At 73.1% G+C, this 22065-nt stretch carries 15 protein-coding genes; 13 read left to right on the top strand and 2 right to left on the bottom strand.

Going from position 1 to position 22065, the window contains the following annotated elements:
• Positions 1–4 precede the first annotated feature (4 nt).
• From ACPT94_RS24210 to ACPT94_RS24190, 5 genes are read left to right on the top strand one after another with little or no spacing between them, the layout of a single operon-like run.
• Positions 5–6424 (top strand): SDR family oxidoreductase, encoded by a 6420-nt coding sequence (locus ACPT94_RS24210; protein ID WP_425246810.1) that lies wholly within the window; start codon positions 5–7, stop codon positions 6422–6424.
• Positions 6424–7869 (top strand): cytochrome P450, encoded by a 1446-nt coding sequence (locus ACPT94_RS24205; RefSeq protein WP_425246809.1) that lies wholly within the window; start codon positions 6424–6426, stop codon positions 7867–7869. The genes ACPT94_RS24210 and ACPT94_RS24205 overlap by 1 nt, the downstream gene beginning before the upstream one ends.
• Positions 7866–10349, top strand: coding sequence for an SDR family NAD(P)-dependent oxidoreductase (locus ACPT94_RS24200; protein WP_425246808.1), 2484 nt, complete (start codon positions 7866–7868; stop codon positions 10347–10349). The genes ACPT94_RS24205 and ACPT94_RS24200 overlap by 4 nt, the downstream gene beginning before the upstream one ends.
• Positions 10346–11587, top strand: a complete 1242-nt coding sequence (locus ACPT94_RS24195) for a cytochrome P450 (protein ID WP_360338099.1) — start codon at positions 10346–10348, stop codon at positions 11585–11587. Before ACPT94_RS24200 ends, ACPT94_RS24195 begins: the two co-directional genes overlap by 4 nt.
• Positions 11584–13023, top strand: coding sequence for a carotenoid oxygenase family protein (locus tag ACPT94_RS24190; RefSeq protein ID WP_360338096.1), 1440 nt, complete (start codon positions 11584–11586; stop codon positions 13021–13023). The genes ACPT94_RS24195 and ACPT94_RS24190 overlap by 4 nt, the downstream gene beginning before the upstream one ends.
• A gap of 16 nt (positions 13024–13039) precedes the next feature.
• Here ACPT94_RS24190 and ACPT94_RS24185 read toward each other — a convergent pair whose 3' ends face one another.
• The gene (locus ACPT94_RS24185; protein WP_360338093.1) at positions 13040–13801 is read right to left on the bottom strand and encodes an SDR family NAD(P)-dependent oxidoreductase; all 762 of its coding nucleotides are present in this window, start codon (positions 13799–13801) and stop codon (positions 13040–13042) included.
• Positions 13802–13950: 149 nt separating this feature from the next.
• Between ACPT94_RS24185 and ACPT94_RS24180 the strand changes: the two genes are divergently transcribed.
• Positions 13951–15435 carry an aldehyde dehydrogenase family protein gene (locus tag ACPT94_RS24180; protein WP_425246807.1) on the top strand — a complete coding sequence of 495 codons (1485 nt, stop codon included), beginning with the start codon at positions 13951–13953 and terminating at the stop codon, positions 15433–15435.
• Positions 15436–15472: 37 nt separating this feature from the next.
• On the opposite strand, the gene ACPT94_RS24175 is transcribed toward ACPT94_RS24180, so the two are convergent.
• Positions 15473–16018, bottom strand: a complete 546-nt coding sequence (locus tag ACPT94_RS24175) for a MarR family winged helix-turn-helix transcriptional regulator (protein ID WP_360338087.1) — start codon at positions 16016–16018, stop codon at positions 15473–15475.
• A 108-nt stretch (positions 16019–16126) separates the two neighbouring features.
• Here ACPT94_RS24175 and ACPT94_RS24170 point away from each other — a divergent pair, with 108 nt between their 5' ends.
• The 7 genes from ACPT94_RS24170 (at position 16127) to ACPT94_RS24140 (ending at position 22040) form a co-directional block, all read left to right on the top strand.
• On the top strand, positions 16127–16642 hold the full coding sequence (locus ACPT94_RS24170; RefSeq protein WP_360338084.1) for a YceI family protein: 516 nt from the start codon (positions 16127–16129) through the stop codon (positions 16640–16642).
• 286 nt (positions 16643–16928) lie between these two features.
• Positions 16929–17318 (top strand): cell division protein SepF, encoded by a 390-nt coding sequence (locus tag ACPT94_RS24165; RefSeq protein WP_360338081.1) that lies wholly within the window; start codon positions 16929–16931, stop codon positions 17316–17318.
• Positions 17319–17493: 175 nt separating this feature from the next.
• Positions 17494–18690, top strand: a complete 1197-nt coding sequence (locus ACPT94_RS24160; protein WP_360338078.1) for an AAA family ATPase — start codon at positions 17494–17496, stop codon at positions 18688–18690.
• Positions 18687–19013, top strand: a complete 327-nt coding sequence (locus tag ACPT94_RS24155) for a nucleotide pyrophosphohydrolase (RefSeq protein ID WP_189939203.1) — start codon at positions 18687–18689, stop codon at positions 19011–19013. The genes ACPT94_RS24160 and ACPT94_RS24155 overlap by 4 nt, the downstream gene beginning before the upstream one ends.
• A gap of 206 nt (positions 19014–19219) precedes the next feature.
• Positions 19220–19681 carry a DUF6099 family protein gene (locus tag ACPT94_RS24150; protein WP_360338210.1) on the top strand — a complete coding sequence of 154 codons (462 nt, stop codon included), beginning with the start codon at positions 19220–19222 and terminating at the stop codon, positions 19679–19681.
• Positions 19682–20039: 358 nt separating this feature from the next.
• A complete protein-coding gene (locus tag ACPT94_RS24145; protein WP_425246806.1) occupies positions 20040–20963 on the top strand; it encodes an LLM class F420-dependent oxidoreductase in 924 nt (307 codons plus the stop codon).
• Between the two features lie 363 nt (positions 20964–21326).
• Positions 21327–22040 carry a DUF4232 domain-containing protein gene (locus tag ACPT94_RS24140; protein ID WP_425246804.1) on the top strand — a complete coding sequence of 238 codons (714 nt, stop codon included), beginning with the start codon at positions 21327–21329 and terminating at the stop codon, positions 22038–22040.
• Positions 22041–22065: the final 25 nt, after the last annotated feature.

The following is a 22065-nucleotide window of genomic DNA, read 5'->3' as shown; positions in this document are numbered from 1 at the left end:
CGCGATGCAGCAGCTCACGGGCAGACTCGCCCTGGTCACCGGTGGCGCCAGGAACATCGGCCGGAGCGTGGCCAGGGCCCTCGCCGAGCGTGGCGCCCACGTCCTGGTCAACTACTTCCACTCCCACGACGAGGCCGTACGCACCCAGGCGGAGCTGACCGCGCTGGGCGCCCGGGCCGACCTGATCAGGGCCTCCGTGGCACGGCAGGACCAGGTCGACCGGATGTTCGCGGAGATCGACGAACGCTTCGGCCACCTCGACATCCTGGTGAACAACGCGGCGAACGGCGCGCTGCTCCCGTTCGACCGGATCACCGACGCCGCCCTCGACAAGGCCCTCGACACCAACTACAAGGGCAGCCTGCGCTGCGCCCGTGCGGCGGCGCCGCTGATGGCCCGTCGGGGCGGCGGCTCGATCATCCAGATGTCGGCTCTCGGCAGCTCGCAGATGGTGATGGCCAACTACCTGGCCTGCGCGCCGGCGAAGGCCGCCGTCGAGGCGCTCACCCGCTATCTGGCCGTCGAGTTCGCCCCGCTCGGCATCAGGGTGAACACCGCCTCCGCGGCCATGCTGGTCAGTGAGGTCGCGGACGCGTTCCCGGACGCCGAGGCGATGCAGGAGGTGATCCGGGACGCCACGCCGCTCGGCCGGCTCGGCACACCGGAGGAGTTCGCCGCCCTCGTGGCCTTCCTCGCCTCCGACGACTCCCGCTGGATCACCGGCCAGACCATCCTCGCCGACGGAGGCCTGTCCCTGGGGGCCGCCCTGCTGTCCCCGCCGCGGCGCGACGGGACGACCGCACCGCGAGCAGAGCGGACCACCGCCCCTGCCGAGCAGGCGGCGGGTGGTGCTGCCGTCCCGGCGGGTGACGACGTGGCGGTGCCGGTCGGGGCGGTGGTGGGTGACGTGGCCGGTCCTGCCGAGGGTGGGGGCGGTGGTGGTGCCGTGTCGGTGGGGAGTGCGGTGGGTGACGCCGTGGGCGCGCCGGTCGGGGCGGTCGTGGGTGACGACGGGGCCGCGTCTGGCGGGGCGGTCGTGGGTGACGAAGTGGGCGCGCCGCTCGGGACTGTGGTGGGTGACGTGGCCGGTCCTGCCGAGGGTGTGGGCGGTGGTGGTGCCGTGTCGGTGGGGAGTGCGGCGGGTGACGCCGTGGGCGCGTCGGCCGGGGCCGTGGTGGGTGACGAGGGGGCCGTGTCGGCCGGGGCGGTCGTGGGTGACGGCGGGGCCGCGTCGGGCGAGGTGGTGGGCGAGGACATCGCCGTCGTCGGCATGGGACTGGTCGTCGCGGGCGCCAACAGCCCCGAGGAGTTCTGGGAGTTGCGCACCACGGGCGCGGACCTGTTCGTTCCCGTGCCCGAGGACCGCTGGGAGCGCGCGGCCTTCCACTCGACCGACCCCTCGGCACTCGACAAGGCGTACCAGGACACGTCCGTCTTCATCACCGGCTTCCAGCCGGTCGCCGAAGCCGTCGAGACGATGAACGCGCCCACCGGCGCAGGAGCCGGCGCGGACCACGAGCTGACCACCACCTGGCTGCGCCACAGCCTGGTCCAGGCGCTCCGGGGCGTGCACCGCGACCCCTCAGCCCGCCACTCCTTCCTGGTGGGCTACACCCCCGACGGCAGTCAGCACCTGGAGGAGGCCGGGGTCCTCGCGGGCATGGACACGCGGGCCCGTCGCATCGCCGGGTCCCTCGACCTCACCGCACCGCAGCGCGACCGGCTCCTCGACGCGGTCCACGACACCCTGGCCCGGCGGTACCGGCGCGGCGCCCACGCCCCGGAGCGGTTCCTGCCGCACCGGGTCGGACAGCTCGCGATGGCGGACGTCCTGCCCGCGGACACCGAGGTGCAGATGATCGACACCGCCTGCTCCTCCTCGCTCTACGCCATCGACATCGGCGCCCAGGGACTGCTGAGCGGCAAGCACGACATCGCCGTCTGCGGCGGCGCGTTCGCCCTGGCCCCGCGGGGCACCGTGCTCTTCTCCAAGCTGCAGGGCCTGTCCCGGCGCGGCGCGGTCCACTCGCTCGACGCGGACGCGGACGGCGTGATCTTCGCCGACGGCGCGGGCGTCGTCGTGCTGAAGCGGCTCGGCGACGCCCGGCGTGACGGCGACCGGGTCCTCGGTGTGATCAAGTCGGTCGGCGCCTCCTCCGACGGCCGGGGCAAGGCGGTCTACGCGCCCAACGCGGCCGGCCAGGACCTGGCGGTCCGCGCCGCGTTCGCCGGCGGCGGCTCACCCGCCGACGTGGACTGGATCATCGCGCACGCCACCGGCACCCCGGCCGGAGACCTCGCCGAGTTCACCACCCTGCGCGAGCACTTCGGCAGGGAACGGCCGGCGTACGTCACCTCCAACAAGTCGCTCATCGGGCACACCGGTTGGGCCGCGGGCGTGGTGTCGGTCATCGAGGCGCTGCTGGCCATGGAACACGGGACGATCCCGCGGCAGTTCCGGTACACCCGGGCACCGGAGTCGTTCGGCCTGGACGACAGCCTGCTGGAGATCCCCACCGAGAACGTGCCCTGGCCGGAGCCGACGGACCGGCCCCGTACCGTCGCCGTGTCGGGCTTCGGCTTCGGCGGCACGAACGCGCACGTGCTCGTACAGGAGCACCGCCCGAGCCTCGCGCGCCCCGCGGTGCCCGCCGGCACCGGCGACGACCCGGTGGTCTTCGTCGGGTGGTCGGCGCACGTCCCCGGCCTCGACCGCGACGGCGTCGAGAAGTGGATCGGCGGGCGGGGCAGCGGACCGGCCACCGGCTTCGGTTCCTCCTACCCGACACCGCCCCTGCACCGGGTACGACTGCCCCCGGCGACCGTACGCGCCATCGACCGCTGCCAGTTGATGATCCTGGAGTGCGCCCACGACCTGCGGGGCCGGCTCACCGGGTTCTGGGACGCCACCACCGCGTCGACCGGGGTGTTCGTCGGTCACATGGGGCCCACCAGGGCGGCCATGCTGTACGCCAACCGCTGCTTCCTCGACGACGTCGAGACGGCGCTCACCGAGGACCCGGCCACCGCGTCGCTGCCCGGACTGCCCGAACTGCTCACGGAACTGCGGCAGTCGGTGCGCGACGAGATACCGGCGTCGAACGAGGACTCGTTCCCCGGCATGATGCCCAACGTCATCTCGGCCCGGGTCGCCAACCACTTCGATCTGAAGGGCCCGAACATCACGCTCGACTCCGGCCACGCCTCGACCCTGACCGCCATCGAGACGGCCGCCCGCTATCTGCGGTCCGGCCGGGTGGAGTTCGCCCTGGCGGGTGGAGTCAACGGCAACGCCCTGCCGGAGTACGCCCGCCTGCTCGCCGGACTTCCCGAGGGCGGCGGTGAGGCCGAACTCGCCGAGGGCGCCTTCCTGTTCGCTCTGACCACCGAGTCCCGGGCCGTCGCCGCGGGACTGCCGGTCCTCGGCCACGTCGCGGACCTGACCGTCGGCGGCACTCCGGCAGCGGACCGCCGTATCGACGTCCTCCCGCCCCGGGCGGCGGTGGCGAGGCCGTCCGCGCCCTCCCCCGCCGGCTACCTCGGCGCGGCCGGCGCCGTGGGCGTCCTCCAGGCCCTGCTGGGACCCGCGGGCACGATGGACGTCACATGGGCGGCCCCCACCCCGCGGAGCACGGTCCGCCTGACCCTCGGCATCCCGTCCCGGGAGGCGCCGGCGGGGGCGGTTCCCGCCGAGGGGCCGGCCGGGCCCCGGGGAGAGGCGCTGCCGCCGCCCGCCCGGCGCCCCCGGGCAGCGCCGCTCGCGCTGCCCGCCCGGTTCACCGACCCCGGCCGTCTGGCCACGGGCGAGGCCCCGCAGACCGTGCGTCACGCGGCGGTGCTCACCGAAGTGACGGCGTCCGAGGCCCACGAGCGGGTCGCGTTCCTGCCGCCCGGTGTCGTCGTCCTCACCGACCTGCCCGACCTGGGCGCGTCCCTGCGGCACCTGCCGGCCGACGCGACCGTCCTGTGCACCGCGCCGGTCAGCGCGACCCGGCCCCGCTGGCACCACCTGCCCGAGCCCACCCCCGAGGCGATCCGCGCGGCGCTCGCGGACCACGGGCCGGTACGTCACCTGCGGATCGCCACCGACCTGACCCGCTCGGCGCCCCCGCCCGGCCCCCAGCCCGGCCCGTCCGCCTCCCCGGACGGCCTGGCTCCCTCCCTGACCGCCCTGCACGACGCGGCGTTCCTGGTGCTGCAGACCGCCCACACCGACCTCGCCGGCCCCGGATCGTCGTTCCTGACCCTGCTCCTCGGAGCCGTCACGGACGGCGTCGTGCACCCCTGCACCGGCCTGTTCTCGGGGCTGGTCAAGTGCGCGGGCCTGGAGCTGCCCGACGCCCTCACGTTCCTCCTCGCCACCGACGAACGGGGGCCGCGCAAGGGCGCCCTGCTCGTGGAGCGGGAGACCCGGGCCGTCCGCACCTTCCCCGTGGTCGTCCACATGGACGGCCGCCGCCACGTCCCGACGCTCCGGCCGGAGCAGGCCCTTTCCGGCGCCCCGGGACGGGGGAGCGTCACCGCCCGTCTCGGCCCCCACTCCGTCGTGGTCGCCGTGGGCGGTGCCCGCGGCATCACGGCCGAGGTGGTCACGGCCCTGGCGGAGCACTTCCGCCCACGGATCTACCTGCTCGGCAGCAACCCGCTGGACGACCACCCCGACGACGTCTTCGAGGGGGACGACGACACCTTCGCGGCCACCCGGCAGTCGTACATCCGCAGCCGACTCGCGGACGGCGGCCGGACGGTGGCGGACATCAACCGTGCCTTCGACCGGCTGCTGGACGCCCGCGCGGCCCGCCGCACCGTCCGCCGCCTGGAGGAGCTGTGCGGCCCCGGCCGGGTGACCTACCTGACCTGCGACGTCCGCGACGCGGCCGCGGTCACGCGGGCCGTGGACCGCGTCCTCGCCGAGCAGCCGGCCGTGGACCTGCTCATCAACGCCGCCGGACGCAACAGATCCGCCCTGATCAGGGACAAGGACTTCGCCGAGTTCCGGGCCATCCGCGATCTGAAGGTCCTCGCCCACCGCAACCTCAAGCGCGCGTTCGCCGGCCGGCCCCCCGGCACCTGGTGCAACTTCGGTTCGCTGCTCGGCCACTTCGGCCAGCTCGGCGAAGCCGACTACGCGGCCGGCAACGACCACCTCGCGACGGCCGCGGCCCATGCCGCCGCGCACGGCGCCGACGAGTTCACCGTCGGCTGGACGCTCTGGGACGCCGTGGGCATGGGAGCCGGCGAACTGACCAGGGCCTACTTCAAACGCGCGGGGTCCTACACCCACATGCCGGTCCACGAGGGCGTCCACCACTTCCTGCAGGAACTGCACGCCGACCGCCGTACGGCCTCCGTGGTGCACATCGGCCCGGCCGAACGGGAGACGATCGAGCGGTTCTACCCCGGCTACCTGGCATCCGGCGCCGACGTGCCCGACGTCCCCGGCAAGGGCACGTTCTACCTGCGCGAGCCGCTGTCGGCGGACGCCGACTCGGCCGTCTTCGCCTGCGCCTTCGACCTGGCCACCGACGGGTACCTCGCCCACCACACCGTCCGCGGCGTGCCGACCCTGCCGGGCACGTTCGTGGTGGAGATCGCCACGGAGGCGGCCCGCCACCTGGTACCCGGCCGCCGGGCCGTCGCCCTGGAGGACCTGCGGTTCGAGAACTTCCTGCGCGTCCACGCGGGTGTCCGCTCCACCCCCAAGAAGATCACCGCCCGGGTCGTGGACCGCGAGGACGACCTCACCGTGGTCGAGGTCCGCGTCACCGGCGACGTGCTGGCCCCCGGCGGCGTCCTGCTGGTCGAGGACAGGGTCCACTTCTCCGCACGGGTGCTGCTGCGCCCCGAGACGCCCGAGGCCCCGGCCTGGCAGCACTGGGACGACGCCGACGACACCCCCGTCGTCGACCCCTATCACGTACCGGCGTCCCCGGTGTCCCTGACGGGACCCTTCGTCTCCACGGCCCGCACCCGGCTGCACCCCCTCGGCAAACGGTCCGTCTACCGCGCCGCCGTCGCCGACCGGGACCCCGTCCTCTCCCGGTTCCTCACCCCCGCGATCCTGCTCGACGGCCTGGCCCGCACCGGTGTCCTGCACCTGGAGGACGACCGGCTCGTGCCCATCGCGGCACCCCTGTCCATCCGCCGGGTGGACCTGTACGAGGAGGCCAACGACATCGAACTCACCAGGCGGTACGGCCGGCTCCACCTCTACGCCACACCGCCCGCCTTCGACATGACGCACACCGCACCCGACAACCGGTTCGTCGCCGTGACCCCCGACGGCCGGGTCGTCGTCCAGATGAAGGACGTGTCCGCCACCGTCGTCGGCTACGTGGACGCGGACTCCGGGCGCCTGTACTCCCCGGACAAACAGCCGCTCCCCGACCCCGCCGACCCCGAGACGCTGAGGAAGGCCGGCTGATGGAGCACCGGACGACGACCACGGATTTCGCGAAGGACCGGGCCGAGCACGCGCCCGGACCCACCGGCAAGGTGCTGTTCGGCACGCTCAGCAGCTTCAAGAAGGACACCCTGCGCCTGCTGACGGAGCTCCAGCGCGAGTACGGCGGGGTGGTCCGGATGAAGATGGGCCCCTACCTCGTGCACCAGGTCACCGACCCCGAGGCGGTCAAGCACGTCCTGCAGGACAACGCGCGCAACTACGAGCGCGGCCGGTTCTACCGCGGCTTCCGCCTCTTCTTCGGCCAGGGCATGCTCACCACCGACGGCGCCGAGTGGCGGACCCGGCGCGCGGTCAGCCGGCCCCACTTCCACCGCGCGGCGCTGCGCGCGCGGTCCGGCACCATCACCGACACGGTGGAGGAGCTGCTGGAGCGCTGGGAACCCAGCGCGCGCACCGGCGAACCGGTCGACATCACCGACGACATGATGTGGCTGGCGATGGGCGTGCTGGGCCGCATGCTCTTCGGCGTCGACCTGCGCCGGTACGCCGACCGGCTGCTGCCCGCGGTCCGCTTCTCCCTGAAGGCCATGATCCTCACGGGCGAGGTCAAGCAGATGCTGCCCCGCTGGGTGCCCACCGCCTACCAGCGCCGGCTCAAGCGGCACCAGCGGACCCTCAACGACGTCATGGACGAGATCATCGACCTCCACCGGCGCGGCGGGGGCAGCCCCGACAGCGTGGTCGCCGACCTGCTCGAGGCGACCCACGAGGTCACCGGCGAGCCGTTCACCCAGCGGCAGATCCGCGCCGAACTGAAGACGCTGTTCCTCGCCGGCCACGAGACCACCGGCTGCGCCCTCACCTGGACGCTGTACGCGATCGCCCGGCACGAGGACGTCCGCGGCAGGCTCGACGCCGAACTGGCGGAGGTCCTCGGCGACCGGGTGCCCACCGCCGAGGACGTGGACCGCATGCCGTATCTGCGGGCGGTCGTCGACGAGTCGCTGCGCCTGTATCCGCCGATCTGGCTGTTCCCCCGGGACACGGTGGCCGACGACCGCATCGGCGGCCACCACGTCCCGGCCGGCAGCACGGTCCTCGTCCCGGTGTACGCCGCCCACCACAACCCCGCCGTCTGGGACGACCCCGAGGCGTACGCGCCGGAGCGGTTCTGCCCCGCCCACGCCGTCCCGGCCGCGAACGGCGCCGCAGGCGGCGGCAGTACGCCCCGGCAGCGGGACCGCTACGACTACTTTCCCTTCGGCGGCGGTGCCCGCAAGTGCATCGGCATGGACCTCGCCCTGCTGGAACTGCGGCTCGCCGTCGCCATGGTGGTGCGGCGCTACCGGCTCCGGCCGGCCGACGGCGACCAGGTCCGGCCGGCGGCGCTGGTCTCCCTGCGCCCGCAGCCCGGAGTGCTCCTGCACCTCAGCCCGGCCGAGCGGAAGGCGCCCCCGGCATGAGCGCCGGCACCAGCCCCTCGGCCCACGCCGAACCCGCCACGCCCCACCCGGCGGGCCCGGCCGTCGCCCCGGTGCACCGCGTCCGCTGGCGCACCGTCACCGAACCCGACCTGCCCCCGGAACCGGCACCGGCCCTCCGTCACGCCCGGATCCTGGTCTTCGGCGGCACGCCCCCGCTCGCCCAGGCCGTCACCGAGGCCCTGCGCGCCGCGGGCGCCGAGGCCCGCACCACCGGCGACGGGATCTGGCCGGTGCCGGGAGAGGTGCCCGACGGACTGCTGGACCTCGGGTACGCCGAGCCCTTCGTACCGGGGGAGCACCACGGCTACCGCCGCGCCCTGCGGCGCTCGGTGACCGCCCTGCGCGCCTGCTACCCGCACTGGCGCGGGGAATCGGACGCGCGCCGCCTGTTCTACGTGGCCGTCACCTACCTCGGCGGCGCCATGGGGTACGACACCCCGGACGGCCCGGATGCCCCGGACCCCGCCGACGGCCCCCCGGCCGCCGTGCAGCCGCTCGGCGGCATCTGGGCCGGACTCGCCAAGACCGTGCACCGGGAGATCGCCAACTGCAACACCCGCGTCGTGGACACCGACCTGGCCGACCTGGCGGAGCTGCCCCGGCTGATCACGCGTGAGCTCTACCGCTGGGGCCTGTTCGAGATCGGCCACCGCGCCGGACGCCGCCGCACCCTGCAGGCGGTCCGCGAGGAGGCCGGACCGCCGGCGCTGTCCCTGGACGCGAGCGACCTGGTGCTGCTCTCGGGCGGCGCACGCGGCATCGGCTGGCGGCTCGCCCGGACGCTGGCGGCCCGCCACGGCTGCCGGGTGGTCGTCACCGGACGCACCCCGCTGCCCGGCCCGGACGACCCGTGCCGGACGCCCGACGAGGAGCGGTTCAAGGAGTACGAGCGGAGCCTGTGGGCCCGGCGCCGGCAGGGCCGCCCCCTGGCCGCCGTCCGCGCCGCCGTCCACGCCGCCCGGCGCGACCGGGAGCTGGTCCGCCATCTCGACGAGGCCCGCCGGGAAGGCCTGCGCATCTCCTACGCGGTCTGTGACATCACCGACCGCGACCGGACTGCGGCCCTGGTCGCCCGGTACGGCAACGCGCTCACCGCCGTCGTGCACAACGCGGGCGTCGACACGCCCGCCCGGCTGCCCCGGAAGACCGACGACGACGTCCTGCGCACCGTCGCCACCAAGGTCGACGGCTTCGTCCACCTGTTCTCCGCGGTACGCCACCTGCCGCTCAAGTTCTTCTGCAACGTGGGCTCCCTCACCGGACGGCTGGGCGGCATGGTCGGCCAGCTCGACTACGCCGCCGCCAACGAGGGACTGGCCCGCCTCGGCCTCTGGGCGCGGCCGCGGGCCCCGTTCCCCGTCATGACGCTGTGCTGGCCCACCTGGGACCGGCTCGGCATGGTCGCCAACTTCGAGGCCACGCTGCGCTACATGGCGGCGCTCGACGTCACCGAGGGCCTCGACCTGTGGACGCGGGAACTGACCGCCGGCTCCCGCGGCGAGATCACCTACATCGGCCCGCTGGGCCGGGCCCTCGGGCCGCACCAGAGCCGCGGCTACCGGGTGAGCGCGGATCTGCCGGGCCACCGCGAGCTGCTGTCCGCCGTGTTCCACCTCGGCGAGCCGTACGCCCAGGTGCCGCACACGGCACAGACCGCGCTGATCGCCCTGGACCGCGCGCACGCCCCCGTCCTGACCGACGTGCTGGTCGGCGGAGCGGCCTCGCTGCCGGTGTCGCTGCTGCTGGAGAACGCGGTGCGGGGCGCGGCCTGGGTGCAGCCGGAGGACTACGCCCCGCTGACCCTGCGCGGTGTGCGGGACGTCCGCGTCACCCTGCCCGAACTGCGCCTGCGCCACGGCCGTATCGCCCTGCGCCGAACGGTCACCGCGGGCTACACGGACGGCCACTGGACCGCCGACGTCCGCTACCACCCCGCCGACGGCGACCGCGAGGCCGCCCGCCTGTGCCTGGTGTACGCCCGCGAGGACACGGAGGACGAGCACGCCGCCGAGCCGCCCGCCGCGTCGGCGCCGGATGAGCCGTACCGGCCCCGGCCGGATGCGGACGGGCCCGGTGAACCGGGCGGCGGCCTCCCGTTGAGCTGGTCGGGCCTCGTCCTGCGCAGGGCCCGCTGGCGCGACGGTCCGCGGGGCACCTGCGCCGCCGAGGTCCGTGAGACCCCGGCCGGCGATCTGTGGGTGCTGCCCAGCTGGCCCGTCAACGCGCTGCCGCTGACGGCGCTGGAGAACGTCTTCCGCCGCACGGCGGAGCACTGCGCGGGGCCCGTGCTCACGATCCGGCACATCGACGTACGGGCCGGGATCCCCCGCCCGGCCGCGGACACGGCGCTCGTCGTCCGGGGCAGTCCGCAGGCCGGCCGGTGGACGGTCTCCCGCCCCGACGGCGACCGCCGTGCCCTGCGCCTTTCCGGTGTCACCTACCGAGGAGATCTGCGATGACGCAGCCGACCGCCCCCGACGTGTCGCTGTCCGACGTCTACCGGCCCGAGTTCATCGACGACCCGTACCCGCTCTACCGGCGCGCCCGGGAGACGCACCCGGTGCTGTGGGACCCGCGGATGGGCGACGCCGGCGCCTGGATGGTCACCGGCTACGACACCGCCCTGACCGCGCTGCGCGACCCGCGGTTCTCCGCCCGCCGCCCGCAGTGGGACCCGGCGGCCGGCACCGAGCGCACCACGTCCCCCCTGCGCGCCCTGCACACCCAGGTGTTCGTCAGCGACCCGCCGGACCACCAGCGCATCCGCAGGGCGCTGTCCGGGCCCTTCCTGCCGCGGGCCGTGGACGCGATGCGCCCGGACCTCGAGCGGGCCGCGCACCGTCTGCTGGACGCCGTACTGCCCCGCGGCGAGATGGACTTCATGGCGGACTACGCCCTGGCCCTGCCGTCGGCGACGGTGTGCGGGCTCCTCGGCGTTCCCGAGGAGGACCGGGACCGGCTGTGGAAGTTCATCGTCAGCTGGGGCCTGCTCGTGGACGACGGGCCGTTCGGCAAGGAGAACCCGGAGTACCACCTGGGCGGCATCGGGAAGTACATGGACTACTTCCGCCGGCAACTGGACCTGCGGCGCACCCGGCGCGCCGACGACCTGATGCAGACGGCGCTGGACGCCTGGGACGACGGCGAGTTCCACAGCGAGGAGGAGCTGCTGGGGAACCTGATCTTCCTGCTGACGGCCGGGCGCACGACGACCGCCCACCAGATCGGCAACACCGTGCTGGCCCTGCTGGACCAGCCGGACGTGTACGCGGCCGTCGCCGCCGATCCCTCGCTGGTGCCCGCGGCCACGCCCGAGTTCATGCGGTACGACAGCTCGGTGCAGCTGACCCGACGGCGCGCGACCGAGCCGGTCGAACTGGGCGGCCGGACCGTCGAGCCGGGCCAGGAGGTGTTCGTCTGGATCGGCGCGGCCCACCGCGACCCCGCGGTGTTCGCCGACCCAGACCGGATCGACCCCGACCGTCCCCGCACGCCCAACCTCGCGCTGGGCCACGGCGCCCACTACTGCCTGGGCGGACGGCTCGGACAGCTCGTCAACGAGATCGCCGTACGGGCCTTCCTGGAGCGGGTGCGCCGGCCGGGGGTCGACCCCGCCGGAGTCCAGCGCACGCTCACCCCCACGTTCCGCGGTCCCCATGTGATGCCGATGACCTTCGACGCGAAGGAGACGTCATGAGCCAGGCCAGGCCCCCGCTGCCGGACTTCCCGGGATTCACCACCCTGGACCGGGAGGTCACGCTGGACCGACTGCCCGTCCGGGGCACCGTCCCGGACTGGCTGAGCGGCACGCTGCTGCGCAACGGCCCGGCGAAGTTCGAGGTCGGCGACTACCGGCTCACGCACTGGTTCAACGGCCTGGCCATGCTGCACGCGTTCTCCTTCGCGGACGGCCGGGTGAAGTACGCCAACAAGTTCCTGCGGTCGACGGCGTACGAACTGGCCACCACCAAGGACCAGCTCTACGGCAAGCAGTTCGGCATGGACCCCTGTGAGCGGCTCTTCGGGCGCCACTTCGCGGCCTACTCCCCGAACATCACCGACAACACCAACGTCAACGTGGCCCGGCTGGCCGGACGGTACTTCGCCTTCGCCGAACAGCCCCTGGCCAACGAGTTCGACCCGTACACCCTGGACACCCTGGGCCCGCTCCCGTCCGAGGACCAGGTCCCGGGCGAGACGTCCACCCCGCACCCCCACTACGACTTCGACCGGCGGGTGCTCATCAACTACACCACCTCGATGGCGGACCGCCCCGCCTACCGGCTCTTCTACGTCGCCGAGGGCGAGCTGGTCCAGCGCCCGCTGGCCACGGTCGACGTCGACGAACCCTGCTACATGCACAGCTTCGCCGCGACCGAGAACCACATCGTCCTCGTGGAGTTCCCGGTCGTCATCGACACCGAACGCTTCCGGCAGGCCCGCCACCCCTTCCTGGACACCTTCAGCTGGCAGCCGGAGCGGCCGGCCCGCTTCCTGGTCGTGGACAAGCGCGAGGGCCGACTCGTCGGCACCTTCGAGAGCGCGGCGTTCTTCGCCTTCCACCACGTCAACGCCGTCGAGACGGGCGGGGAGCTGCTGGTCGACATCGCGGCCACACATCATCCGTACGAGACCGTGCTCGGCCTCGAACCGACGGAGGACCAACTCGACCTGGAGGCGTACGGCTACCAACTGCGGCGCTACCGGCTGCCGTTGGGACGCTCGGGCGGCTCGGTGGGCTGGGAGCCCCTCGCGGACGCCGGCGTGGAGATGCCGCGCATCGACTACCGGCGGCACAACGGCCGGGCCTACCGCTACGCCTACGGCCTCGGGCACTCGCCGCGCAGCCTGCGCGCGATGAACAGGCTGCTGAAGGTCGACGTGGTGGCCGGTACGCACAAGGCCTGGTACGAGAAGGGCTGCTTCCCCGGGGAGGGCGTCTTCGTACCGCGCCCGGGCGGGACCGCGGAGGACGACGGCGTGGTCCTGTCAGGGGTGCTGGACGCCCGCAGCGGACGGTCGTTCCTGCTGGTGCTCGACGGGCCGTCCTTCGAGGAACTGGGCCGGGCCGAGGTGCCGCACCACATTCCGAACGACTTCCACGGACAGTTCTTCGCGGACCTGCACCGCTGACCCGGCCGGGGTCCGGTCAGGGGGTCCAGGCCTCGTGGAGGAACCGCATGGTGCCGACGCCGATGCCGCCGTCCGCGTACAGCGTCTGCCCGGTGACGTAGCGGGCCTCGGGGGAGCCCAGGAACGCGATGACACCGGCGATGTCGTCGGCCTCGCCGAGCCGGCCGAGCGGGAGGTAGGCCCCGCGCCGGGCGCGCTCGGCGGGGTCCGGCCCGAAGAGGTCGGCCGCCCCCTCCGTGCGGATCAGACCGGGGCCCACCGCGTTGACCCGGATTCCCGCGGCGGCGTACTCCGCGGCGGCCTGTTTCGTCAGGGCTATGACGGCGGCCTTCGCCGCGGGATAGACACCGGAATTCGCACGGGCGGTCTCGGCCAGGAAGGAGGTCACGTTCACAATGGCTCCGCCGCCGCTGCGGGCTATGACGGGGGCGAAAATCTGGGTGCAGAGCAGGTTTCCGAGCACATTGACATCGAGAACCCGACGGAAATGTTCGACGTCGATTTCCGCGAGGGAGCTGAAAGTCCACACTCCGGCGTTGTTGACCAGCAGATCGAGCCGGTCCAGCTCCTCCGCCAGGGTCCGGAGCGCCGCCGCGTCCCGGACGTCGCAGCGGAAACCGGTCCCGCCGACCGACTCGGCCGTGCTGTGCGCGGTCTCGTCCTGGTCGACGGCGACGATCGCGTAGCCGCGCTCCGCGAGCAGCGAGGCGGTGGCCCTGCCTATGCCGCGGCCGGCTCCGGTGACCAGTGCCACGGGCTTTTCGGACGCGTTGCTCATGGGATCTCCTCGTTTCCGGGAAGCATGAAATACCGCAGCATTCTCATGCGCTGCGGACACCTGCATTGAATATCCGGGACGCGGATTCTGTCAAAGGTCCCGGTGCCCGAAGAAGATGATTTCCCTGGATCCGAGAATGGAGTCAACGAATGTCAGTAACGGAAATTCGCGCGGCCGGACCGACCACGGCGCTCCGCCGGATGCTCGTCGGCGGCGCGTGGGTGGACGCGCTCGACGGCGCCGTCCTCGAGACCCTCGACCCCGCGACGGAGCAGGTGCTGGCCACCGTGCCGAAGGGCGGGGCCGCGGATGTGGACCGGGCCGTGCGCGCCGCCCGCGCCGCCGTCGACCCGGGATCGCCGTGGCGCCGTATGTCTCCCTCGCAGCGGGGCCGGATCCTCCACCGGATCGGCGACCTCGTGCTGGAGCACGCCGAGGAACTCGCCCTGACCGAGTCGCGGGACAACGGCAAGCCGGTCACCTACGCCTCGTTCGCCGACATCCCCATGGCCGCCGACCTGTTCCACTACATGTCCGGGTGGACCACCAAGATCGAGGGCAACACCATCCCCTTCTCGGCCGCGCCGCCCGGCAGCTTCCTGTCGTACACCACGCGCGAACCCATCGGCGTGGTCGGGCAGATCATCCCGTGGAACTTCCCCCTGATGATGGCGGCCTGGAAACTCGCCCCGGCGCTCGCCGCCGGCTGCACCGTCGTCCTCAAGCCCGCGGAGCAGACCCCGCTGAGCGCGCTGCGGCTGGGGGAGTTGATCCAGGAGGCCGGGGTCCCGGACGGCGTGGTGAACATCGTGACCGGCGACGGGGAGGCCGGCGCGGCCCTCGTGGCCCACCCGGACGTCGACAAGGTCGCCTTCACCGGTTCCACGGAGGTCGGCAAGGAGATCGTCCGGGTCTCGTCGGGCAACCTGAAGAAGCTCACCCTGGAGCTGGGCGGCAAGTCCCCGAACATCGTCTACGCCGACGCCGACCTCGACCGCGCGGTGGCCGCCTCGGCCGGCGCCATCTTCTTCAACCAGGGGGAGTCCTGCATGGCGGGCTCCCGTCTCTATGTGCAACGGCCGGTGCTGGACCAGGTGGTCGAGGGCCTGGTCGCCGAGATGGACAAGCTGGTCGTCGGCGTCGGTACCGACCCCACGACCCAGCTCGGCCCCCTGGTCTCCCGGGAGCAGCTCGACCGGGTCCGGGGATACGTCGAGTCCGGTGTGCGGGCCGGCGCCGTCCCGCACACCGGCCGGCAACCCCTGCCGGACACGGGGTACTTCACCTCACCCACGATCTTCACGGGGACGGAGCCCGGTATGAAGATCGTCGACGAAGAGATCTTCGGGCCGGTGCTGGTGGTCCTCCCCTTCGACCGGCTCGACGACATCGTGGACATCGAGCGCACCAACCCCTACGGCCTGGCCGCCGGTGTCTTCACCCGCGACATGGCCAAGGCGATCCGCACGGCCGACGCCATGCGGGCGGGCACCGTGTTCGTCAACACCTGGAACACCCTGGACGCGGCCCTCCCGTTCGGCGGCTACAAGCAGTCCGGCTGGGGCCGGGAGATGGGGCACGCGGTCCTGGAGAACTACCTCGAGACGAAGACGGTCATCGCCGACCTGTCCTGAGGAGAGCGGCCGCCGGGAGGCGGCCGCCCCTCGTCCGTCAGTCCGACGTACCTACCGCTTCCGGCGCCGCCTCCGAGCCCGGTTCCCTCTCCGCGTCCCCGGACAGATCCGGCAGCAGCCCGCACACGGCGTCCCGCTGGGCCGGGCCCATGACGTGGGCCAGTGCCTCGGTGACCGTTGTCGCCAGTGCCTCGGACGCCTCCCGCAGCAGGCGGCGGGCCTTGTCCGTCAGGGCGACCTCGATGCCTCGCTTGTCCCCGCACACCGACTTGCGGGTGACGAGGCCGGCGTGCTGGAGGCAGGCGATCTGGTAGGTGAGGCGGGTCTTGGGGCGGCCGAGGAGCTCCGCGATGCGGGTCATCCGCAGCCCTTCCCGCGGCTGTTCCGCCAGCAGGCACAGCACCAGGAACTCGTCGTGCGACACATCGAGCCGTTCCTTCACGACCGACCGCAGCCGCTGCTCCACCGCCCCGGTAGCCGCCAGCAGCAGCATCCAGGCCCGCAGTTCGTCCGGCAGCAGGCCGGTGCTCTGCGCGGACGGGCATTCGGGCAGGTCGGGGGCGTGCTCCTTGGGATCGGCCATGGGTCGAGTGTACCTGTCGTCCAAATTTGAATCAGGGGGTTGTTCAGTTTTGGATGACCCGCTAGCGTGAGGTCATCCAAATTTGGACACTCACGCAGGAGAAAGATCATGACTGTCGCCGTGGAAACCGGGCTCTGGCAGCTCGACACGCAGGCCTCCACCGTCGGCCTGAAGCACCGGACGATGTGGGGCCTGGTCACCGTCAAGGGCACCCTCGCCGCGGTCGGCGGTCAGGGTGAGGTGCGGCCCGACGGGTCCGCCGTCGGCACGCTGACCCTGGACGTCTCCTCCGTGGACACCGGCAACGCCAAGCGGGACGCGCACCTGCGCGGCGCCGACTTCTTCGACGTCGACCGCCACCCCGAGATCACCTTCGTGGCCCGCGGCGCCGAGCTCCGCGACGGCGACGCCGTACACGTGGTCGGCCAGCTGACCGTGCGCGGCATCAGCAGGCCCCTGTCCTTCACCGCGCGCCTCGTGGGCGCCGACGCCGACGCCCTCACGCTCGACGCCGAGTTCTCCGTGGACCGCGCCCAGTTCGGCATGAACTGGAACCAGCTGGGGATGATCCGCGGCCTCGCCACGATCACCACGACGCTCCGCTTCGTCCGCTCCGCGAGCTGACCGCCCCGCGGCCCGACTGTCGGCACGGCGCGCTCCCCCCGTCCGTGCCCGACGACGCCCGCGGACCCACCGGACGGACCGGGCCGCCCCGACCGACCGGACCGTGATCCGGCCTGGTGGGCGGGGTGCCGACGGAGGTGAGGAGGCTCCCCTCCGAGCCGGGTGAGAAGCACTCGTGTGACACCCGGGACGGTCGCGGACCGTGTCGCTGTTGGGCCGAACGGGTGACATGGCGTAAGAATTGGCTGGTGCAGGCATCAAGTGCGAGTCAGTTCGGGGGGAGCCGGTGAACCGCTACGACGTCACCGATGAACAGTGGGAAGGGCTCGCCCAGGTCGTGCCGTTGCGGGGCCGTGACGCCTGGCCGTCGGCGGTGGACCATCGCGCGCTGCCGGACGCGGAGACGGAGACCCGCCGCCGGTTCGTCGTCCTGCGGGTCAACGTCTTCGCCGACGCCCGTGAGGTCGCCGAGACCCTGATGGCGGGCATCCCGGTCCTTCTCGACCTCACCGGCGCGGAGACCGAGGTCGCCAAGCGCGTCCTGGACTTCTCCACAGGCGTCGTCTTCGGCCTGGCCAGCGGCATGCACCGGGTCGACCGGAACGTGTTCCTGCTGACGCCGCCCGGCACCGAGGTGAGCGGGCTCATGGAGGAAGCGGAGGCGCCGGGGGTGTGACAGGGGACAGGTGACACGGGCCATGTGACAGGGGCCGTGTGACAGGGACGTCCGTGTCCAGGATGTCCAGGGGCGTCCCGGCCGACGCCCCCGTCCACACCCCCCGTCGCCCGTTCGTAGGAAGCTCCCGAGGACGGAACGGTTCGCCTCCGCGGCGGAGTCCTACGGTCCGCACATGGCCGTGCCGCCCCCTTCCCCCGCGCCCTTGTCCCACGCCGTGTCCGTCGAGGAACCACCTGGTCCAGCCCTCCGACCGCGCCCGAACCGCCCCTGTCTCACCGAGTTGCGGCTGTCCGCCTTCGCCGGGCACCGGCGGGCCGGCTTTCCGCTGGGGCCGGTCACCCTGCTCGCCGGAGCCAGCGGCAGCGGCAAGACCACCGCGTTGCGGGCGTACGAGGCGCTGGCGCGGCTCGGGGGCGGGGCCGGGCTCGCCGAGGTGTTCCCGGATCCGGTCGCGTGCGTGCCGGAGCGGGCACGGCCCGACGCCCAGCGCCGCCGGGGCTTCCGCATCGGCTGCACGGCCGACGGGCCCGCGGGGCCGGTCCGGCTCGACGTCGCCGTCCAGGCCGAACCCGAGCTGCGCATCGTGGGGGAGCGGCTGAGCGCGAACGGGCTCGTGCTGCTGGAGACGGCGCTGCGCGATCCGGGCCGGCGCACGGTGCAGGCCGCCTGGCACACCGCCGGTTCCGCGCCGGTCACCCGCGCCCCGCTCCCCGACGACCGCCTGGGCACCGCGCTGCTCCCGCTGCGCGTGGCCGGCCGGACCGACGGACAGCGGCAGGTGCTCGCCGCCGCCGAACAGATGCTGGTGGCCCTGTGCTCCGTCTTCGCCTGCGACCCCCGGCCCGAGCGGATGCGTGCCCCCGTGCCCGGTGGCTCCGGCCGGCTGCTCGGCGGCTGCGACAACCTCGCCGACGTGCTCTGGCGCACCCGCGCGGAGTGCGCCCGGCGGCACGCGCAGCTCGTCGCCGCCGTGCGGGCCGGCTGCGCCGGACCCGTGACCGACGTGCTCGCCGAACCCCTCGGCGACGGCACCGTCCGCGCCCTCCTCGACCGGGGCGCCGGCCCCCGCACCGAACTGGCCCGCCTCGGCGACGGCGAACTGCGCTACCTCGCGCTCACCCTGGTGCTGCTGACCGGCCCCGGCGTCCTCGATGTCGACCCACCCGGCGAGGTGCCCGACGCGATGCGTGCCCTCACCGTCCTCGCCGACGGCTTCGACCGCGCGCTGGACGTACGGCAGCGCGGCGAGTTGCTGCGGCTCGCGGTCCGGATGGGCGAGCATGGGCACATCCGCTGTGTCGGGGCGGTGAGCGACGCCTCCTGGGCCTCCGGGACCGCCGGGGTCACGGTGGTACACCTGGACGCGTGACAGAACACCTCGACGTGGCGAAGCTGCAGCGCAGACTGGCCGAGTTCGCGGCCGCGCGGAACTGGCAGCCGTACCACACCCCCAAGAACCTCGTCTCCGCGCTCAGCGTCGAGGCCTCCGAACTGGTCGAGATCTTCCAGTGGCTGACCCCGGAGGAGTCGGCCCGCGTGATGGACGACCCCGACACGGCCCACCGCGTGACGGACGAGGTCGCCGACGTGCTCGCGTATCTGCTGCAACTGTGCGAGGTGCTCGGGATCGACCCGCTGGCGGCGCTGGACGCGAAGATCGACCGCAACGAGCGGAGGTTCCCTGCGCCGTGAGCGCCGGGCCGTCCGTCGGTGCGACGGGAACCCACCGCTCCGATATCACTCTCCGGAGTTGTCCAGCCGTCCGAAACCGATTTGTTGTCCACAGATTTCCGTCTTCCTCTGGCTTTTCGCCCCATCGCCCCTCACGCTGGGTAGTGGACAAGGGAGTTCGAGCGACGGACGTGCGAGGAGCACGTCGGGACGGACGGGGGCGGCCCATGGACGCGGTGCGGCTCATCCTGACGAGCAGGCGTGCTCTCGCAAGCAGCGACGACGGGCCTCGGACACTGACGGAGGTGTGGCAGGCGCAGTCCCTGGCCCAGGCGATCGGAAGCCGGCTCGCGGTCTCGGGTCCGCCCGAACTGCGCGGTGAGGCACTGGGGTTGACCGAGCTGGCGGGCAGAGGCTGCGGTGTGCTCGACGCCCCCGACCTCGACCCCGGCGACCTGCGCGCCGCCCAGCTCACCGAACTGGACGACGCCCGCGAGACCCTGCTCTGCCTCGGCGACCTGCTCGGCGAGGTCGGCATCGCCCTCGTCGGCATCGCCAGCGCGGCGGACGACGAGGGCACGTACTGGCAGTGCATGGAAGCCATCGACGCGGCGGACGAGTCCAGAGACCGCGTCCTGGAGATGCTCCGGAAGCTGGCGGCACGGGAGGGGGCGTTGCGGGAGCGGTGAGGCATCGACCGTCGGTCAGCCCGGGGTGCCTTCCGGCGAGGCCCAGGTGAACCCGGTCCGTCCGGCGCCGGGTGAGCGCGGGCGGGAGATCTCCAGCCCGTCCGGCGCCTTCTGGGCGGGGCACGGTCCATCCGGCCCGTCCGGCGTCTGGTCGGGGCTGGGCGCATCCAGCCCGTGCGGCGCCCTCTGGGCGGAGCCGCCCGTATCCAGCCCGTCTGGGGGCACCCCCTCGGGGGGAGTTCGAGGACGAGGCCCGTCGAGGGCCGAAGCGGGGGTCTGGGGGCGGCAGCCCCCAGGTCACCGGGACTGAACCCACCTCACTCCCGAACCGGCGGAGCCCTCCTGCAGGATGGAGGACATGGATCTTCGCATCTTCACCGAGCCCCAGCAGGGCGCGACCTACGACACCCTCCTCACCGTGGCGAAGGCCACCGAGGACCTCGGATTCGACGCCTTCTTCCGCTCCGACCACTACCTCAAGATGGGCGACGTGGACGGCCTCCCCGGCCCCACCGACGCCTGGATCACCCTCGCCGGCCTCGCCCGCGAGACCAGGCGCATACGCCTCGGCACGCTGATGACCGCCGCCACCTTCCGGCTGCCCGGCGTCCTCGCCATCCAGGTCGCGCAGGTGGACCAGATGTCCGGCGGCCGTGTCGAACTCGGCCTCGGCGCGGGCTGGTTCGAGGAGGAGCACACCGCGTACGGCATCCCCTTCCCGAAGGAGAAGTTCGGCCGGTTGGAGGAGCAGCTGGCGATCGTCACCGGCCTGTGGGGCACGGACGCCGGCAAGACCTTCGACTTCCAGGGCGAGTACTACGAGCTCAAGGACTCGCCCGCGCTGCCCAAGCCCGCGCAGGAGAAGATCCCCGTGCTGGTCGGCGGTCACGGCGCGAGCCGCACGCCGCGGCTGGCCGGGCGGTTCGCCGACGAGTTCAACATGCCGTTCGGCTCGGTCGAGGACAGCGAGCGGCAGTTCGGCCGGGTGCGGGCCGCCGCCGAGGAGGCCGGCCGCGGGGCCGACGCGATCACGTACTCCAACGTGCTCGTCGTCTGCGTCGGCAAGGACGACCAGGAGGTCGCCCGCCGCGCCGCCGCGATCGGCCGCGAGGTCGACGAACTGAAGCGCAACGGCCTGGCGGGCACCCCTTCCGAGGTCGTCGACAAGATCGGCCGTTACGCCGAGATCGGCTCGCGCCGTATGTACCTCCAGGTCCTCGACCTGCACGACCTGGACCACCTGGAGCTGATCTCGACCCAGGTGCAGTCGCAGCTGCCGTAACCCCTGGCGGTCCCGGTGCCGGACAACGATGTCCGGCACCGGGACGTGCTGGGGACCGCCCCGGACCGCTGCCGTCTCACCTGTGACACGCCTGTGACCGGAACTATGGCCTCCGCCACAGTCGGTGGGCCCGGTGCCCTGATGAGGTGGCCGGATGCGCAGACCCGCCCCCTTGATCACGGCCCTCACCGCCTGTCTGTTACTCGCTGCCTGTGGGTCGGAACGTGCCGGTACGCAGGACAGCGGACCTGGCGCGGCCGGCCCGCCGCCCCGCACCCAGTCACCGACCCGGGGATCGACGGCGTCCGGGTCACCGCGGTCACCATCCCGTCCCCCTCGCCCTCCCCCTCACGCAGCTTCTCGGTGACCGCCGACAGCCTCCCCGCCGACTCCGGCGTCTTCGCCGCCTACGAGGTCGTCAACCACGGCACGGAGGCGATGACGTACACGGTCCTCTTCGACTTCACGACGAGTGCCGGGGAGGTCATGAGCAACAAGCGGGAGACCGTGCGCGCCGTCGGACCCGGCAGGACGGTGCGGGGCACCGTCCGCCTGGGCGTGCCGGCCCCGGGAGCGTCGCCGGTGACGCAGGTCAAGGTCTCCGAGGTCACCAAGGTCCCCGCGGACGAGGCACCGGCCGAGGCGGGAAAGTGCCCCGCCTCCGGGATCCGCGTCACGGCCGACGAGGGCGATGCCGCCATGGGACTGCGCGTCGTGGGACTGCACCTGGAGAACTGCGGGAAGCGGGACTACTCCGTCAACGGTTACCCGCTGCTCGAACTGCTGGACGAGGACCGCGAGCCGGTCGAGGGCATCCGGATCCTCCAGGGCAGCGGCGACATCACCACCGCCGCGGGCCCCGACGAGGCGCCCCGGCCGGTCACCCTGAAGCCCGGCGAGTCCGCGACCGCCGGCCTGGTGTGGCGCAACACCACCGGCTTCGGCACGGCCGTCGACGTCCCGTACGTCCGGATCCGCGCGAAGGCCGGCGCCGACCCGGTGACCGTGACGCCCCGCCTCGACCTCGGAACGACCGGAAAGCTCGGCGTCAGACCGTGGAAGAGGGCAGAAGGCTAGGCCCGCCCGGCGGCTCAAGCCGCAG

This window comes from Streptomyces aurantiaciflavus (assembly GCF_049808595.1).
GTDB lineage: Bacteria > Actinomycetota > Actinomycetes > Streptomycetales > Streptomycetaceae > Streptomyces.
This window is presented reverse-complemented; position numbering and strand designations above follow the sequence as displayed.

Excerpts from the sequence above, each read along its gene's own strand:
- ACPT94_RS24210 (WP_425246810.1), top strand. The coding sequence starts at position 5 with ATGCAGCAGCTCACGGGCAGACTCGCCCTGGTCACCGGTGGCGCCAGG.
- ACPT94_RS24205 (WP_425246809.1), top strand. The coding sequence starts at position 6,424 with ATGGAGCACCGGACGACGACCACGGATTTCGCGAAGGACCGGGCCGAG.
- ACPT94_RS24200 (WP_425246808.1), top strand. The coding sequence starts at position 7,866 with ATGAGCGCCGGCACCAGCCCCTCGGCCCACGCCGAACCCGCCACGCCC.
- ACPT94_RS24195 (WP_360338099.1), top strand. The coding sequence starts at position 10,346 with ATGACGCAGCCGACCGCCCCCGACGTGTCGCTGTCCGACGTCTACCGG.
- ACPT94_RS24190 (WP_360338096.1), top strand. The coding sequence starts at position 11,584 with ATGAGCCAGGCCAGGCCCCCGCTGCCGGACTTCCCGGGATTCACCACC.
- ACPT94_RS24185 (WP_360338093.1), bottom strand. The coding sequence starts at position 13,801 with ATGAGCAACGCGTCCGAAAAGCCCGTGGCACTGGTCACCGGAGCCGGC.
- ACPT94_RS24180 (WP_425246807.1), top strand. The coding sequence starts at position 13,951 with ATGTCAGTAACGGAAATTCGCGCGGCCGGACCGACCACGGCGCTCCGC.
- ACPT94_RS24175 (WP_360338087.1), bottom strand. The coding sequence starts at position 16,018 with ATGGCCGATCCCAAGGAGCACGCCCCCGACCTGCCCGAATGCCCGTCC.
- ACPT94_RS24170 (WP_360338084.1), top strand. The coding sequence starts at position 16,127 with ATGACTGTCGCCGTGGAAACCGGGCTCTGGCAGCTCGACACGCAGGCC.
- ACPT94_RS24160 (WP_360338078.1), top strand. The coding sequence starts at position 17,494 with ATGGCCGTGCCGCCCCCTTCCCCCGCGCCCTTGTCCCACGCCGTGTCC.
- ACPT94_RS24150 (WP_360338210.1), top strand. The coding sequence starts at position 19,220 with ATGGACGCGGTGCGGCTCATCCTGACGAGCAGGCGTGCTCTCGCAAGC.
- ACPT94_RS24145 (WP_425246806.1), top strand. The coding sequence starts at position 20,040 with ATGGATCTTCGCATCTTCACCGAGCCCCAGCAGGGCGCGACCTACGAC.